Raw genomic sequence first — 15232 nt, forward strand, 5'->3', positions numbered from 1 at the left:
CCCCCCCCCCCCCCCCCCCCCCCCCCCCCCCCCCCCCCCCCCCCCCCCCCCCCCCCCCCCCCCCCCCCCCCCCCCCCCCCCCCCCCCCCCCCCCCGCCGCCGTACGTGCGCGGGAGCCGGTCAGGCACCCATGGCGTGCAGACCGCCGTCCACGTGGACGATCTCGCCGGTGGTCTTCGGGAACCAGTCCGACAGCAGGGCCACGACGCCGCGGCCGGTGGGCTCCGGGTCGGTCATGTCCCACTCCAGCATGGAGCGGTGGTTCCAGGTGTCCGCCAGCTCGCCGAAGCCGGGGATCGACTTGGCGGCCATCGAGCCGAGGGGGCCGGCCGAGATCAGGTTGCAGCGGATGTTCTCCTTGCCCAGGTCGCGGGCGAGGTAGCGGCTGGTGGCCTCCAGCGCGGCCTTGGCCGGGCCCATCCAGTCGTACTGCGGCCAGGCGAACTGCGCGTCGAAGGTGAGGCCGACGACGGCCGCGCCCTCCGCCGGGAACAGCGGCTTGCAGGCCATGGTCAGCGACTTCAGCGAGAACGCCGAGACGTGCATGGCGGTCGCGACCGACTCGAACGGGGTGTTGAGGAAGTTGCCGCCGAGGGCGTCCTGCGGGGCGAAGCCGATCGAGTGGACGACGCCGTCGAGGCCGCCGAGCTCCTCGCGGACCAGGCCTTCGAGGCGGGCCAGGTGCTCCTCGTTGGTGACGTCGAGCTCGATCACCTTGACGGGCTTGGGCAGCTTCTTGGCGATGCGCTCGGTCAGCGACGGGCGCGGCCAGGCGGTGAGGATGACCTCGGCGCCCTGCTCCTGGGCCAGCTTGGCGGCGTGGAAGGCGATGGACGACTCCATCAGCACCCCGGTGATGAGGATGCGCTTGCCGTCGAGAATTCCGCTCATGGTGATCAGTGACCCATGCCCAATCCGCCGTCAACGGGAATGACGGCTCCGGTGATGTACGAGGCGGCGTCGGACGCCAGGAAGCTCACGGCCGCGGCGATCTCCTCGGGCTGCGCGTAGCGGCCGAGCGGCACCTGGCCCACGATGCCCGCGCGCTGCTCGTCGGTGAGCACCTTCGTCATGTCGGTGTCCACGAAACCGGGGGCGACCACGTTGAAGGTGATGTTGCGCGAGCCCAGCTCACGGGCGAGCGAGCGGGCGAATCCGACGAGGGCGGCCTTGGAGGCCGCGTAGTTGGCCTGGCCGGCCGAGCCGAGGAGCCCGACGACCGAGGAGATCAGGACGACGCGGCCCTTCTTGGCCCGCAGCATGCCCCGGTTCGCGCGCTTGACCACCCGGAAGGTACCGGTGAGGTTGGTGTCGACGACCGCCGTGAAGTCCTCCTCGGACATGCGCATCAGCAGCGTGTCCTTGGTGATCCCGGCGTTGGCCACGAGCACCTCGACCGCGCCGTGCGCGTCCTCGATCTGCTTGTAGGCCTGCTCCACCTGCTCGGAGTCGGTGATGTCGCAGCGGACCGCCAGGACGCCGAGCGCGGTGAGCGCCTCCGGCGGCTCACCCGACCGGTACGTGATCGCGACCTTGTCTCCGGCCTCCGCGAAGGCTCGGGCGATGGCGAGGCCAATGCCCCGGTTACCTCCGGTGACGAGAACCGAGCGGCTCAACGGATCACCCTTTCGATAGCGGTCTGAATACCGAAAACCTATAGGTCCCATCCCCGGTACGGAGAATCGACCTCCGACAGGGCCTTGCGACGGGCTCTGTCGAGTCCCTACAGAAAGATGTAGGCACACGCGCCTCGATCGCGACATGATCGGGGCGACCGGCCCCGACCCCGGGAGGACTTCCGTGCCCCATTCCATCGACGCGGCCTTCACCGCGCTGCCCCTGCGGGCGCTCGCCGACGCGGCGCTCGCGCGGGCCCGTGCGCTGGGCTCCGAGCACGCCGACTTCCGGCTGGAGCGGATCCGCAGCGCCTCCTGGCGCCTGCGGGACGCCAAACCCTCCGGCGGGTCCGACACCACGGACCTCGGGTACGCGGTCCGTGTGGTGCACGGGGGCAGCTGGGGGTTCGCCTCCGGCGTGGACCTGACGATGGACGGCGCCGCCAAGGTGGCCTCGCAGGCCGTGGCCATGGCGAAGCTGTCGGCGCAGGTGATCAAGGCCGCCGGTTCCGACGAACGGGTGGAGCTCGCCGAGGAGCCCGTGCACGCGGAGCGGACCTGGATCTCCGCCTACGACGTGAACCCCTTCGAGGTGCCGGACGCGGAGAAGGCGGCGCTGCTCGCCGACTGGAGCTCGCGGCTGCTGGCGGCCGAGGGCGTCGCGCACGTGGACGCCTCGCTGCTCGCCGTGCACGAGAACAAGTTCTACGCCGACACCGCGGGCACCGTGACCACGCAGCAGCGCGTGCGGATCCACCCGCAGCTCACGGCGGTCGCCGTCAACGGCTCCACCGGCGAGTTCGACTCGATGCGCACCATCGCCCCGCCCGCCGGCCGCGGCTGGGAGTACCTGACGGGGACCGGCTGGGACTGGAACGCCGAGCTGGAGGAGATCCCCGGCCTGCTCGCCGAGAAGATGCGGGCGCCGAGCGTGCAGGCCGGGCGCTACGACCTGGTCGTGGACCCGTCCAACCTGTGGCTCACCATCCACGAGTCCATCGGCCACGCCACCGAGCTCGACCGGGCGCTGGGCTACGAGGCCGCGTACGCCGGGACCTCGTTCGCCACCTTCGACCAGCTGGGCAAGCTCAAGTACGGCTCCCCGATCATGAACGTGACCGGCGACCGCACCGCCGAGCACGGTCTGGCCACCATCGGCTTCGACGACGAGGGCGTCGAGGCGCAGAGCTGGGACCTGGTCAAGGACGGCACCCTGGTCGGCTACCAGCTGGACCGCCGCATCGCGAAGCTGACCGGGCTCGGCCGCTCCAACGGCTGCGCCTACGCCGACTCGCCCGGGCACGTGCCGGTGCAGCGGATGGCGAACGTGTCGCTGCAGCCGGATCCGGGCGGGCTGTCCACCGAGGACCTGATCGGCGGGGTGGAGCGCGGGATCTACGTGGTCGGCGACCGCTCCTGGTCGATCGACATGCAGCGCTACAACTTCCAGTTCACCGGCCAGCGGTTCTTCCGCATCGAGAACGGCCGCCTGGCCGGGCAGCTGCGCGATGTCGCGTACCAGGCCACGACCACCGACTTCTGGGGCTCGATGGAGAAGGTCGGCGGCCCGCAGACCTACGTCCTGGGCGGCGCCTTCAACTGCGGCAAGGCCCAGCCGGGGCAGGTCGCGGCGGTCTCGCACGGCTGCCCGTCCGCGCTGTTCCGCGACGTGAACATCTTGAACACCACGCAGGAGGCCGGCCGATGAGCACCCTTTCGAACGGACGCAGCAAGCCCCACGAGATCGTCGAGCGGGCCCTGGAGCTGTCCACCGCCGACGGCTGCGTCGTGATCGCCGACGAGGAGTCGACCGCGAACCTGCGCTGGGCGGGCAACGCGCTGACCACGAACGGCGTCACCCGCGGCCGGACGCTGACCGTCATCGCCACGGTCGACGGCAAGGAGGGCACGGCCTCGGGGGTCGTCTCGCGCTCCGCCGTCACGGCCGCGGACCTGGAGCCGCTGGTGCGGGCCGCCGAGGCCGCGGCCCGCGGGGCCGGGGCCGCCGAGGACGCGCAGCCGCTGGTGACCGGGACCCCGGCCTCGCCGGACTTCACCGACGCCCCGGCCGAGACCTCCTCCGCGGTGTTCGCCGACTTCGCCCCGGCCCTCGGCGAGGCCTTCGCCCGGGCCCGTGCGGGCGGCCGGGAGCTGTACGGCTTCGCCAACCACGAGTTGGTCTCCACGTACGTCGGCACCTCGACGGGCCTGCGGCTGCGCCACGACCAGCCCAAGGGGACCCTGGAGCTCAACGCGAAGTCTCCGGACCGGCAGCGTTCCGCCTGGGCCGGACGCGCCACCCGGGACTTCAAGGACGTGGACCCGACCGCGCTCGACGCGGAGCTCGCCGTCCGGCTGGGCTGGGCGGAGCGGAGGATCGACCTGCCGGCCGGGCGGTACGAGACGCTGCTGCCGCCCACGGCCGTGGCCGACCTGCTGATCTACCAGATGTGGTCGGCGGCGGCCCGGGACGCGGCCGAGGGGCGTACGGTCTTCTCCAAGCCCGGCGGCGGCACCCGGGTCGGCGAAAGGCTGTCCGAGCTGCCGCTGACCCTGCGCAGCGACCCGAACGCGCCCGGACTGGAGTCCGCGCCGTTCGTGATCGCGCACAGCTCCGGGGACGACGCGTCGGTCTTCGACAACGGCCTGCCGGTCCCGGCGACCGAGTGGATCCGCGACGGCGAGCTGACCCGGCTGACCACGACCCGGCACACCGCCGCACTGACCGGTCTGCCGCTCTCCCCCGCGTTCGGGAACCTCATCCTGGACGGGGGCGGGGAGAAGTCCCTGGACGAGATGGTGGCCTCCACCGAGCGGGGTCTGCTGCTGACCTGCCTCTGGTACATCCGCGAGGTCGACCCGGCCACCCTGCTGCTCACGGGGCTGACCCGGGACGGCGTCTACCTGGTGGAGAACGGGCAGGTCGTCGGTGAGGTCAACAACTTCCGGTTCAACGAGTCCCCGGTCGACCTGCTGTCGCGGGCGACGGAGGCCGGGCGGACCGAGAAGACCCTTCCGCGCGAGTGGGGCGACTGGTTCACGAGGGCCTCGATGCCGCCCGTCCGCATCCCGGACTTCAACATGAGTTCGGTGAGCAAGGGCGTCTGACCGGCCTAGACTGATCTCTTGCAACTAAGTGTTGCAACATCCATCCTCCGAAGGAGTCGAGAGATCGTGACGGACATCGTCGACGAACTGAAGTGGCGCGGGCTGTTCGCCCAGTCCACCGACGAAGAAGCGCTGCGCAAGGCGTTCGCGGACGGTCCCGTCACCTTCTATTGCGGCTACGACCCGACCGCGGCCTCGCTGCACGTGGGACACCTGGTCCAGGTGCTCACGATGCGCCGGCTCCAGCTGGCCGGCAACCGGCCGCTGGCGCTGGTCGGCGGGGCCACCGGGCAGATCGGTGACCCGCGTCCGACGGCGGAGCGAACCCTGAACGACCCCACGGTCATCGCGGAGTGGGTCAACCGGCTGCGTTCGCAGATCGAGCCGTTCCTGTCCTTCGAGGGCGAGAACGCCGCGGTCATGGTGAACAACCTGGACTGGACGGCGGGCATGTCCGCCATCGAGTTCCTGCGGGACATCGGCAAGCACTTCCGCGTCAACAAGATGCTGACCAAGGACTCGGTCGCCAAGCGGCTGGAGTCCGACCAGGGCATCAGCTACACGGAGTTCAGCTACCAGCTGCTCCAGGGCATGGACTTCCTGGAGCTGTACCGGCGCCACGGCTGCACCCTCCAGCAGGGCGGCTCCGACCAGTGGGGCAACCTGACGGCCGGCCTCGACCTGATCCACCGGGTCGAGCCGGAGGCGCACGTGCACGCGCTGGCGACCCCGCTCATGGTCAAGGCGGACGGCACCAAGTTCGGCAAGACCGAGGGCGGCGCCGTCTGGCTCGACCCGGAGCTGACCACGCCGTACGCGTTCTACCAGTTCTGGCTGAACGTGGACGACCGGGACATCTCCACCTACATGCGGATCCTGTCCTTCCAGAGCCGTGAGGAGTTGGAGGCGCTGGAGGCGCAGACCGCCGAGCGGCCGCAGGCGCGTGCCGCGCAGCGGGCGCTGGCCGAGGAGCTGACGACGCTGGTGCACGGCGCCGACCAGTGCGCCGCGGTGATCGCCGCGTCGAAGGCGCTGTTCGGTCAGGGCGAGCTGGCGGAGCTGGACGAGGCCACGCTGGCTGCGGCCCTGTCCGAGCTGCCGCGCGCCACGGTGGCGGAGCCGGGCCTGGTCGTCGACCTGCTCGCGGAGACGGGTCTGGTCGCGAGCAAGTCGGCTGGCCGCCGGACCGTGAAGGAGGGCGGCGCCTACGTGAACAACGTGAAGGTCACCGCCGAGGACGCGGTCCCCGCCGAGGAGGACCTGCTCCACGGGCGCTGGCTGGTGCTGCGCCGCGGCAAGAAGAACCTGGCCGCGGTCGAGGTCACCGGCGCCTGAGGGCTGCCGCGGGCCTGCGCGCGGGACACGGCGGAGGGCCGGTGCGGACGAACAGTCCGCACCGGCCCTCCGCCGCGTTCGGGACGCGCTCAGGTCGTCTGCCGCCTGCCGCCCCGGATCGACTTGTAGCCCATCTCACCCAACCCGACGATGAGGACGGCTCCCGCGAGCTGCAGCAGGTGGCGGGTCCAGTCGATGCCCTTGGTGTCGGCCACGCCGATCCAGGTGGCGACGGCGTTGCCCAGGACCGAGCCGATGATGCCGAAGAGGGTGGTGAGCCAGAGGGGCTGGTGCTGCTTGCCCGGCAGGATGGCCTTGGCAATCAGGCCCAGCACGAAACCGACGATGATCGCCCACAACCAAGACATGTCCAGCCTCCTCCTGGCGCAGTGTGCGCACGTGGGCCCAGTCTCGACCCGTACGGCTCAGCTCGCATTTCGGGCGGACCCGTTCGGGCGAGCCCGTGGGGCACCCCCTCTCCTCGCTCCCGCGGGCGCGGCGTACCGTGGGATGCGTCCGGACCGGGGACGTCCGGCGGCTGAACGGGTGGTGGAGCGTGACACGCACGAAGCGGCAGAAGCGGAACGGGACCGAGGTCTTCCGGATCACCGGGGCGCGGATGGCCCTCGCGGAGGACGTACGCGGCCGCCAGCGCAGATACGTCATCTCGATGGCGATCAGGACGCTGTCGGTCATCGCGACCGTGCTCTTGTGGAACGTGCAGCGCCCCGTGGCGATCGTGACGCTCGTCGCGGGTGCCCTGCTCCCCTACGTCGCGGTGGTCATCGCCAACGCGGGGCGCGAGTCGACGCCCTCGCTGCCGTCGAACTTCATCCCGAGTCCGGTGCGGCCCGCGCTGGACGCGGGGAACCTCAGGAAAAGCTCAGATCAATCATGAAGTTCCGGTGCACCGCACCGGGTCCTGCGTGACATACTGCTCACGCGCTCCGCATCCCCCGTCGGAGCGACGGACCGACGCCGGGCAGCTCCCCCCGTGGCTGCTCGGCGTCGCCTTTCCGTTCTAGGGTTGGGCCGTGACTTCCTCTGACTTCTCCGGCCCCGAAGAGACCCCCACCTGCTCCGCCAAGGGCTGCCGCGACGCCGCCGTATGGGTCCTGGCGTGGAACAACCCGAAGCTGCACACGCCGGAGCGGCGCAAGACCTGGCTCGCGTGCGAGGAGCACCGTGAACACCTCTCCCAGTTCCTGGGGGTCCGCGGTTTCCTCAAGGACGTCGTGAAGCTCGACGAGTGGGTGCAGCCGGAGGGCTCGGAGCGCCTCTAGGGGGTGCCCTTCGGATCGGGCCCCGGCGGGGCGGGTCAGCCGCCGATCGCCGACATCGGGCGCTCGGGCTGCGAGAAGGTCGGGAGGTCGAGGCCGGACCCGGCCTTCTTCCCCCACATCGCGACCTTCCAGAGCCGGGCGATCTCCTCGTCCGGGGCGCCCGAGCGCAGGGCCGCGCGCAGGTCCGACTCCTCGGTGGCGAAGAGGCACGTACGGACCTGGCCGTCGGCCGTGAGCCGGGTACGGTCGCAGGCTCCGCAGAACGGGCGCGTGACCGAGGCGATCACACCGACGGTGGCCGGGCCGCCGTCGACCACCCAGCGCTCGGCGGGGGCGGAGCCGCGCTCGTCGGCGCCTTCCTCGGTGAGCGTGAAGCGGGTGCGCAGCGACTGCAGGATGTCCCCGGCGGTGATCATGCCGTCGCGCTTCCAGCCGTGCTGGGCGTCGAGGGGCATCTGCTCGATGAAGCGGAGCTCGTACTCGTTCTCGACAGCCCAGGCGAGCAGGTCCGGGGCCTCGTCGTCGTTGAGGCCGGGCATCAGCACGGCGTTGACCTTGACGGGGGTCAGGCCGGCCTCGCGGGCCGCGGCCATGCCGTCGATGACGTCCTGGTGCCGGTCGCGGCGGGTGAGGGTCTTGAAGACCTCGGGCCGCAGGGTGTCCAGGGAAACGTTCACGCGGTCCAGGCCGGCGGCCTTCAGGGCCACCGCGGTGCGCTTGAGGCCGATGCCGTTGGTGGTCAGGGACATCTTGGGGCGGGGTTCCAGGGCCGCGCACTGCTCGACGATCCCGACCAGGCCGGGGCGGAGCAGCGGCTCGCCGCCGGTGAAGCGGACCTCGGTGATCCCGAGCCGGGTGACCGCGATGCGGATCAGCCGGACGATCTCGTCGTCGGTGAGGAGGTCGGACTTCCCGAGCCACTGCAGGCCCTCTTCGGGCATGCAGTAGGTACAGCGCAGGTTGCACCGGTCGGTGAGCGAGACCCGCAGGTCAGTGGCCACGCGGCCGTACGTGTCGAGAAGCACTGTTGGCCCCCTCCCCTGTCCGGAAGTCGAGGTACGCGCGGCAGTGGATCCACCTCGCGCGTTCTATGTCCGAGACTACGGGACGTGTGTGTCGTGCAGAGGTGCCCGAATGAACGAGACGTAACGTGGCCGCGTCGTCAAAAGGTACGACGCGGCCACGCTGGGTGTTCGGACGATTTCAGTGGGCCCCTGTTCCGGTGAGGGAGCGCACTTCCAGCTCGGCGAACTTCCGCGGGTCGGCCTTCTCCTTGGACAGGACGGTTCCCAGCCAGCCCAGCAGGAAGCCGAGCGGGATGGAGATGATGCCGGGGTTCTCCAGGGGGAACCAGTAGAAGTCGGCGTCCTTGAACATCGAGGTGGGCTTGCCGGAGACGACCGGCGAGAACAGCACCAGGCCGACCGCCGAGACCAGGCCGCCGTAGATCGACCAGAGGGCGCCCCGGGTGGTGAAGCGCTTCCAGAAGAGGCTGTAGAGGATCGTCGGCAGGTTGGCGGAGGCTGCGACCGCGAAGGCGAGGGCGACCAGGCCGGCGACGTTCATGTCGCGGGCGAGGGCCCCCAGGAAGATCGCGACGGCCCCGATGACCACGGTGGACCAGCGGGCGGCGCGCACCTCCTCCTTCTCGGAGGCCTGGCCCTTGCGGATGACGTTGACGTAGATGTCGTGCGCGAAGGACGAGGACGAGGCCAGGGTGAGGCCCGCGACCACGGCGAGGATGGTGGCGAAGGCGACCGCGGAGATCACGGCGAGCAGGATGGCGCCGCCGGTGGAGTCGGCGCCGCCGCCGATCTCCTGGGCGAGCAGCGGGGCCGCCGTGTTGCCCGCCTTGTTCGAGGCGAGGATGTCGGCGCGCTTGAGGAGGGCCGCGGCGCCGAAGCCGAGGGCGATGGTCATCAGGTAGAAGGCGCCGATGATGCCGATGGCCCAGTTCACGGACTTGCGGGCGGCCTTGGCGGTGGGCACGGTGTAGAAGCGGATCAGGATGTGCGGCAGGCCGGCGGTGCCCAGGACCAGGGCGAGGCCGAGCGAGATGAAGTCCAGCTTGGTGAGCGAGTCCTTGCCGTACTTGAGTCCGGGCTCCAGGAACTTCGTGCCCTGGCCGCTGTTCTCGGCCGCCTGGCCCAGCAGGGCGGAGATGTTGAAGTTGAACTTCACCAGCACCAGGAAGGTGATCAGCAGGGCGCCCGCGATCAGCAGGACCGCCTTGATCATCTGCACCCAGGTGGTGCCCTTCATGCCTCCGATGGTCACGTAGACGATCATCAGGACGCCGACCAGCGCGACGACAGCCACCTTGCCGCCGTCGTTGGTGATGCCCAGCAGCAGCGAGACGAGCACGCCCGCGCCCGCCATCTGGGCCAGCAGGTAGAAGATCGAGACCACGATGGTGGAGGTGCCCGCGGCGGTGCGCACGGGCCGCTGGCGCATCCGGAACGCGAGGACGTCGCCCATCGTGTAGCGGCCGGAGTTGCGCAGCGGCTCGGCGACGAGCAGCAGGGCGACCAGCCAGGCGACGAGGAAGCCGATGGAGTAGAGGAAGCCGTCGTAGCCGAAGAGGGCGATGGCTCCTGCGATGCCGAGGAAGGACGCGGCGGACATGTAGTCGCCGGAGATGGCCAGGCCGTTCTGGAAGCCGGTGAACTGGCGCCCGCCCGCGTAGAAGTCGGCGGCGTCCTTGGTCTGCCGGCCGGCCCAGACCGTGATGACGAGGGTGGCGACGACGAACAGGCCGAACAGGGTGATGATCAGCGGGCGGTGTTCACTGGCGCCCGCCGCGAGCGTGGTGGCGTGGAGCGTCGCGCTCATTCCCCGGCCTCCATCCGCGTCTTGATGGCCGAGGCCTTCGGGTCGAGCTCGGAGGCCGCGTGGCGCGAGTACAGCCAGGCGATGAGGAAGGTCGTCGCGAACTGGGCGAGGCCGAGGACGAGGGCGACGTTGACGTTGCCGAAGAGCTTGGTCCCCATGAAGCCGCCCGCGTAGTTGGACAGCAGCACGTAGAGCAGGTACCAGGCGATGAAGGCCACGGTGAGCGGGAAGGCGAAGGAGCGGTAGGAGCCGCGCAGTTCGGCGAACTCGGCACTCTGCTGGACGCGTTCGAAGTCATCGGCCGTGGGGCCCGGCAGTGGCGTTCCCGCGCCGCCCGGGGGCGGCGCTGCTTCGGTGGTCACGGGGGGCTCTCCTTGTGACGCGGGTGCAGGGGGGAAGACGGACAAAACAACCTCCGTGTGGGGGGACGGTGGTGCTGATCCCCCCTGTCAACGGCACGGACGGCGTGTCGCGACGGTTCAACACTCACTGATTCTTCGGGAACTGATTTCTCGAACTGATGGCGCAGAGGGGAACGAGAACGCTAGGTTCGCCTGTCATGAACCCGTCCGTCGCGACCGCGCACGGACGGCTTTCTCAAGGATGATCTGGAGAACCCATGGCTCATCTGGGATCCGGCCGCCGGCGTGCCCTCGCCGTACCGGTCGGCCTGGCGCTCACCGCCTCGCTCGCCTTCCTGCCCTCGGTCGCGGCCTCGGCCGCCCCGCTGGGCAACACGGCGGACACGGCCGCGGCATCGAAGGCCGGGACGACCGGCCCCAAGCTGTCGTACGTGGCGAACCTGAACTCGTACGCCACGGTGCAGGCCGCGAAGAAGGCCGTCGAGCGGGCCGGCGGAACGGTGGTGACGTCCTATGAGCAGATCGGCGTCATCGTCGCGCACTCGCAGAACCCGGACTTCGCCAAGACGCTGCGCGCCAACCGCGGCCTCTTCGTCTCGGTCGGCGCCACCCGCACGGCCCCCCTCCAGACGGTGCAGACCACCGAGGAGGGCACCACGCAGAAGCTGAGCGCGGCGGACGCCGCGAAGGCGACCGCGGCGGCGCAGGAGGGGCAGGAGCCGCTGGAGGCCAACCAGTGGGACCTGCGGGCGATCAAGGCCGATCAGGCACACAAGATCAACGATGGCAGCCGTGACGTCACGGTGGGCGTCATCGACACGGGTGTCGACGACACCCACCCCGATCTGGCCCCCAACTTCTCCAAGGAGCAGTCGGCCAACTGCGTCGGCGGTGTCGCGGACACCACCGAGGGCGCCTGGCGTCCGTACCCGGACGGCAGCGACCACGGCACCCACGTGGCGGGCACCATCGCCGCCGCGCGCAACGGTGTCGGCGTCAGCGGCATCGCGCCCGGCGTGAAGGTGGCCGGCATCAAGGTCAGCGAGCCCGGCACCAGCCTCTTCTACACCGAGGCCGTCGTCTGCGGCTTCATGTTCGCCGCCGAGAAGGGGATCGAGGTGACCAACAACAGCTACTACGTCGACCCCTGGTACTTCAACTGCAAGACGGACGACGACCAGAAGGCGCTGGTGGAGGCCCTCACCCGGGCGAGCAAGTACGCCGAGCGCAAGGGCGTGCTCAACGTGGCCGCGGCCGGCAACGAGAACTGGGACCTGGCCGCCGACTCGATCGTCGACGACACCAGCCCGGACGACGGCCCCGTGGTGCCCCGCACCATCGACCCGAAGGTCTGCCTGGACCTGCCCACCCAGCTCCCGGGCGTGGTCACGGTGTCGGCGACGGGCGACAAGGGCCTGCGCTCGTACTACTCCAGCTACGGCCTCGGGGTCGTGGACGTGGCCGCCCCCGGCGGCGACAAGTGGCAGGTCCCGGCCACCCCGGACGCCAACGGCCGTGTGCTGTCCACCCTCCCGGGCGGCGGCTTCGGCTACAAGCAGGGCACCTCGATGGCCACCCCGCACGTGGCGGGCGTCGCGGCGCTCCTGAAGAGCGCGCACCCGTCGGCCACTCCGTCGCAGCTCCAGGCGATGCTGAAGGCCCAGGCCACCAAGACGGACTGCCCGGCGCAGATATACGACGCCACGGGCACGCTGATCAACGCCACCACCTGCCAGAGCAAGTGGGGCCAGACGGGCTACTACGGCTACGGCGTGGTCGACGCGCTGAAGGCCGTCAAGTAACCGGCTGACACGGGAAGGGCCGGGCGGGGATCACCCGCCCGGCCCTTCTCCGCGTCCGGCCGCTCCCGCTACGGGGCGTCAGGGCTTGATCAGCACCTTGAGCGCGCTGCGGTCGTCCATCGCGCGGTAGCCGTCCGGGACCTCGTCCAGGGACACGGCGCGGTCGAAGACCGGCGACGGGTCGATCGCGCCGGACAGGACGTCCTCCAGCAGCTCCGGGATGTACGCGCGGACCGGGGCGACGCCGCCGCGCAGGGTGATGTTGCGGTCGAACATCACGCCGAGGTCGAGGCCGGTGCCGCTGCCGTGCGGGACGCCGACGTAGCCGATGGCCCCGCCGTCGCGGGTGATGTTCACGGCGGTGCGCATGGACTGCTCGGTGCCGACGGCCTCGATGACCGCGTGCGCGCCCTGGCCGCCGGTGAGTTCGCGGACGGCCGCCTCGGCCGCCTCGCCTCGCTCGGCGACGACGTCGGTGGCCCCGAAGAGCTTGGCGATGTCCGTACGGGCCTCGTGGCGGCCCAGTGCGATGATCCGGTCGGCGCCGAGGCGCTTGGCCGCCAGGACGCCGCACAGGCCGACCGCGCCGTCACCGACGACGGCGACCGTGGAGCCCTTGCGCACACCCGCGCCGAGGGCCGCGTGGTGGCCGGTTCCCATGACGTCGGAGAGCGCGAGCAGACCGGTCAGCAGGTGGTCGTCGGAGACCGCGTCCGCGGGCAGCTTCACCAGCGTGCCGTCGGCGTGCGGGACGCGGACGGCCTCGCCCTGGCCGCCGTCGAAGCCGACGGAGCCCCAGAAGCCGCCGTGCACGCAGGAGGTGTACAGACCCTCGGAGCAGTAGTCGCAGGTGCCGTCGGACCACATGAAGGGGGCGACGACGAGGTCCCCGGTCTTCAGCCCGCTCACGGCGGAGCCGGTCTCCTCGACGACTCCGAGGAACTCGTGGCCGATGCGCTGGCCGGGCCGGCGCGCGGCCTCGCCGCGGTAGGCCCAAAGGTCGCTGCCGCAGATGCAGGCGCGCACGACGCGGACGACGGCGTCCTCGGGGCGCTGGATCGCGGCGTCGGGCACCTCCTCCACGCGGATGTCGTGCGGGGCGTGGATGACGGTGGCGCGCATGGTGGTGCAGTCCTCCGGATCGGGGAAATGGTTGAGTCTTGTAAGACTCCCCCTACCGTACGCCTGCTTCCGGGCTGGTCGAGCCGGTGGCCAGGAGGTACTGGGCCGCGACGTACGTGGCCATGATCCAGAAGTCCGGCCTCGGCAGCTGGGGCCATGCGGCGACGCCGGTGGCGATGAGGGTGTCGGAGAGCAGGAACAGCGCCCCGCCGATCCCGGCGCGGACGCCCAGCGCGCTGGAGCGGTAGGCCATGGCGGTGAGCAGCAGGCTGTATCCGGCGACCGGGATGCGCAGGTCCGGCGGGAGGTCGGCCCAGAGCATCGCGACCGTCCCGACGAGCGCGAGGACGTACGCGCCCCCCAGCAGCGGGTTCGCGGCCCGCTTGCCGAAGAGCACGAGGTAGCAGACGTGCCCGGCGGCGAAGGAGCCCATGCCGACGAGGAAGGCGGGCTCGGCGTCGAAGAGCAGGGCGAGGTCCCCGCCCCAGCCGAACAGCAGGGCGGCGACCAGCAGTCGGGGCGCGCCGCGCGCGATCACGTACGCCACGAGCAGCGGCATCAGCAGCGGCTTGGTGACGACGTGGCCGAGGTGCCAGCCGGCGAGCAGCGAGCCGAGGTCGACGGCGGTGGCCGCGGCGAAGCCGGTGAGTGCGATGCGGGCCAGGCGGTCGCGGCCGGCGGCCGGCCCCTGGGCGGCCCAGGAAGGGGCGGGACGGTCCGTGGACTCGGCGGTGCTCACGCGGCACGCTCCGGGCTGCCCTGAGCGGACCCGGCACCGGCCGGAGCTCCGCCCGCGGCACTGGCCGGCACAGCCGCCGCACCCGCGCCCCCGCCCGCCCCGGCGGGCGCCGGCTGCCAGCCGGGGCCCCGGAAGACCCGCCCGGCGCGCTCGCGCCAGCTGTCGGCGGCCCGTACGTCGCGGGCGATGGCGGCGTACTCGTGGGTGGCGACGCGCAGCGGGTTGTAGGTGTTGATGTTCTTGGTCAGCCCGAAGACGGGCTTGTCGGTCTCGGCCACCCAGGAGCCGAACATCCTGTCCCAGATGATCAGGATCCCGCCGAAGTTGCGGTCCAGGTAGCCGCCCTGGGAGGCGTGGTGGACGCGGTGGTGGGAGGGGGTGTTGAAGACGTACTCGACGGGCCGGGGCAGCTTGTCTATCCGCTCGGTGTGGATCCAGAACTGGTAGACGAGGTTGACGGAGTAGCAGAAGGCGATCGCGGCCGGGTGCACGCCGAGGGCGATCATCGGAAGGTAGAACGGCCAGGAGGTGCCGCTGGTCCACGGCTGGCGCAGGGCGGTGGTGAGGTTGAACTTGCGGCTGCTGTGGTGGACGACGTGGCAGGCCCACAGGATGCGGATGACGTGGTGGCCGCGGTGCTGCCAGTAGTAGCAGAAGTCCTGGGCGAGGAGCATGAGCGGGAAGGTCCACCACAGGAACGGCACGCGCAGCGGCGTCAGCTCGTACACGGCTGTGTAGATCGCGACGACGGGGATCTTCCAGAGCAGGTCGAACCCGATGCTGCCGAGCCCCATGCCGACGCTGGTGACGGCGTCCTTGGTCTCGTACCCGGCGGCGTCCTCGTCGGGATGGATGCGGTAGCTCACCAGCTCGACGACGGTGAGCAGTACGAAGGCGGGTATGGACCACAGCACGACATCGGGCAGGTTCGGCATGTCCGCACCATAGAGGCGGCTTCAGGGGTGCCGCTAGAGGTTGTTACCGATCGGTATCCATCGGGGTTACCGAGGGTTCGCGATCGCTGCCGCCCTGA

15 protein-coding genes are annotated in these 15232 nt (G+C 70.8%); 6 read left to right on the forward strand and 9 right to left on the reverse strand.

The annotated features are described in order from the left end of the window. Positions 1–120: 120 nt before the first annotated feature. Both fabI and fabG read right to left on the reverse strand, forming a co-directional pair. Entirely contained in the window at positions 121–891 is a 771-nt protein-coding gene (fabI, locus tag ACZ6Y1_RS32305) for an enoyl-ACP reductase FabI (protein WP_469638202.1), read from the reverse strand. Between the two features lie 5 nt (positions 892–896). Beyond that, a complete protein-coding gene (gene fabG / locus ACZ6Y1_RS32310; protein WP_469638205.1) occupies positions 897–1616 on the reverse strand; it encodes a 3-oxoacyl-[acyl-carrier-protein] reductase in 720 nt (239 codons plus the stop codon). A gap of 145 nt (positions 1617–1761) precedes the next feature. Between fabG and ACZ6Y1_RS32315 the strand changes: the two genes are divergently transcribed. The 3 genes from ACZ6Y1_RS32315 to tyrS all read left to right on the forward strand — a co-directional run bounded on the left by ACZ6Y1_RS32315 (position 1762) and on the right by tyrS (position 6059). After that, positions 1762–3324, forward strand: coding sequence for a TldD/PmbA family protein (locus ACZ6Y1_RS32315; protein ID WP_469638208.1), 1563 nt, complete (start codon positions 1762–1764; stop codon positions 3322–3324). Continuing rightward, positions 3321–4724, forward strand: a complete 1404-nt coding sequence (locus ACZ6Y1_RS32320; protein ID WP_469638211.1) for a metallopeptidase TldD-related protein — start codon at positions 3321–3323, stop codon at positions 4722–4724. The genes ACZ6Y1_RS32315 and ACZ6Y1_RS32320 overlap by 4 nt, the downstream gene beginning before the upstream one ends. A 66-nt stretch (positions 4725–4790) precedes the next feature. After that, positions 4791–6059: a tyrosine--tRNA ligase gene (gene tyrS, locus ACZ6Y1_RS32325; protein ID WP_469638215.1), complete on the forward strand. Its 1269-nt coding sequence runs from the start codon at positions 4791–4793 to the stop codon at positions 6057–6059. Between the two features lie 89 nt (positions 6060–6148). On the opposite strand, the gene ACZ6Y1_RS32330 is transcribed toward tyrS, so the two are convergent. After that, complete coding sequence (locus ACZ6Y1_RS32330) at positions 6149–6427, reverse strand: GlsB/YeaQ/YmgE family stress response membrane protein (protein ID WP_469638218.1); 279 nt, start codon at positions 6425–6427, stop codon at positions 6149–6151. Between the two features lie 251 nt (positions 6428–6678). Here ACZ6Y1_RS32330 and ACZ6Y1_RS32335 point away from each other — a divergent pair, with 251 nt between their 5' ends. Both ACZ6Y1_RS32335 and ACZ6Y1_RS32340 read left to right on the forward strand, forming a co-directional pair. Continuing rightward, positions 6679–6957 carry a DUF3099 domain-containing protein gene (locus ACZ6Y1_RS32335; RefSeq protein WP_469638491.1) on the forward strand — a complete coding sequence of 93 codons (279 nt, stop codon included), beginning with the start codon at positions 6679–6681 and terminating at the stop codon, positions 6955–6957. A gap of 136 nt (positions 6958–7093) precedes the next feature. Continuing rightward, complete coding sequence (locus ACZ6Y1_RS32340) at positions 7094–7342, forward strand: hypothetical protein (RefSeq protein WP_469638221.1); 249 nt, start codon at positions 7094–7096, stop codon at positions 7340–7342. Positions 7343–7377: 35 nt separating this feature from the next. Here the strand turns inward: ACZ6Y1_RS32340 and moaA are convergent, their stop codons facing one another. From moaA to ACZ6Y1_RS32355, 3 genes are all read right to left on the reverse strand, one after another. Further along, positions 7378–8367, reverse strand: coding sequence for a GTP 3',8-cyclase MoaA (gene moaA, locus ACZ6Y1_RS32345; RefSeq protein ID WP_469638224.1), 990 nt, complete (start codon positions 8365–8367; stop codon positions 7378–7380). A gap of 178 nt (positions 8368–8545) precedes the next feature. Next, positions 8546–10174, reverse strand: a complete 1629-nt coding sequence (locus ACZ6Y1_RS32350) for a solute symporter family protein (RefSeq protein WP_469638227.1) — start codon at positions 10172–10174, stop codon at positions 8546–8548. Continuing rightward, positions 10171–10536 (reverse strand): DUF485 domain-containing protein, encoded by a 366-nt coding sequence (locus tag ACZ6Y1_RS32355; protein ID WP_469638230.1) that lies wholly within the window; start codon positions 10534–10536, stop codon positions 10171–10173. Before ACZ6Y1_RS32355 ends, ACZ6Y1_RS32350 begins: the two co-directional genes overlap by 4 nt. A gap of 257 nt (positions 10537–10793) precedes the next feature. On the opposite strand from ACZ6Y1_RS32355, the gene ACZ6Y1_RS32360 reads away from it, so the two are divergent. Continuing rightward, positions 10794–12338 (forward strand): S8 family serine peptidase, encoded by a 1545-nt coding sequence (locus tag ACZ6Y1_RS32360; protein ID WP_469638234.1) that lies wholly within the window; start codon positions 10794–10796, stop codon positions 12336–12338. Between the two features lie 78 nt (positions 12339–12416). Here ACZ6Y1_RS32360 and ACZ6Y1_RS32365 read toward each other — a convergent pair whose 3' ends face one another. Genes ACZ6Y1_RS32365 through ACZ6Y1_RS32375 form a run of 3 tightly spaced genes read right to left on the reverse strand, consistent with a single transcriptional unit; the run spans position 12417 to position 15134 of the window. Next, positions 12417–13460, reverse strand: a complete 1044-nt coding sequence (locus ACZ6Y1_RS32365; protein ID WP_469638237.1) for a zinc-dependent alcohol dehydrogenase family protein — start codon at positions 13458–13460, stop codon at positions 12417–12419. A 52-nt stretch (positions 13461–13512) separates the two neighbouring features. Further along, positions 13513–14199 (reverse strand): lysoplasmalogenase, encoded by a 687-nt coding sequence (locus ACZ6Y1_RS32370; RefSeq protein ID WP_469638240.1) that lies wholly within the window; start codon positions 14197–14199, stop codon positions 13513–13515. After that, the gene (locus tag ACZ6Y1_RS32375; RefSeq protein WP_469638243.1) at positions 14196–15134 is read right to left on the reverse strand and encodes a sterol desaturase family protein; all 939 of its coding nucleotides are present in this window, start codon (positions 15132–15134) and stop codon (positions 14196–14198) included. Before ACZ6Y1_RS32375 ends, ACZ6Y1_RS32370 begins: the two co-directional genes overlap by 4 nt. Positions 15135–15232: the final 98 nt, after the last annotated feature.

The organism is Streptomyces sp. NPDC053432, assembly GCF_055585365.1.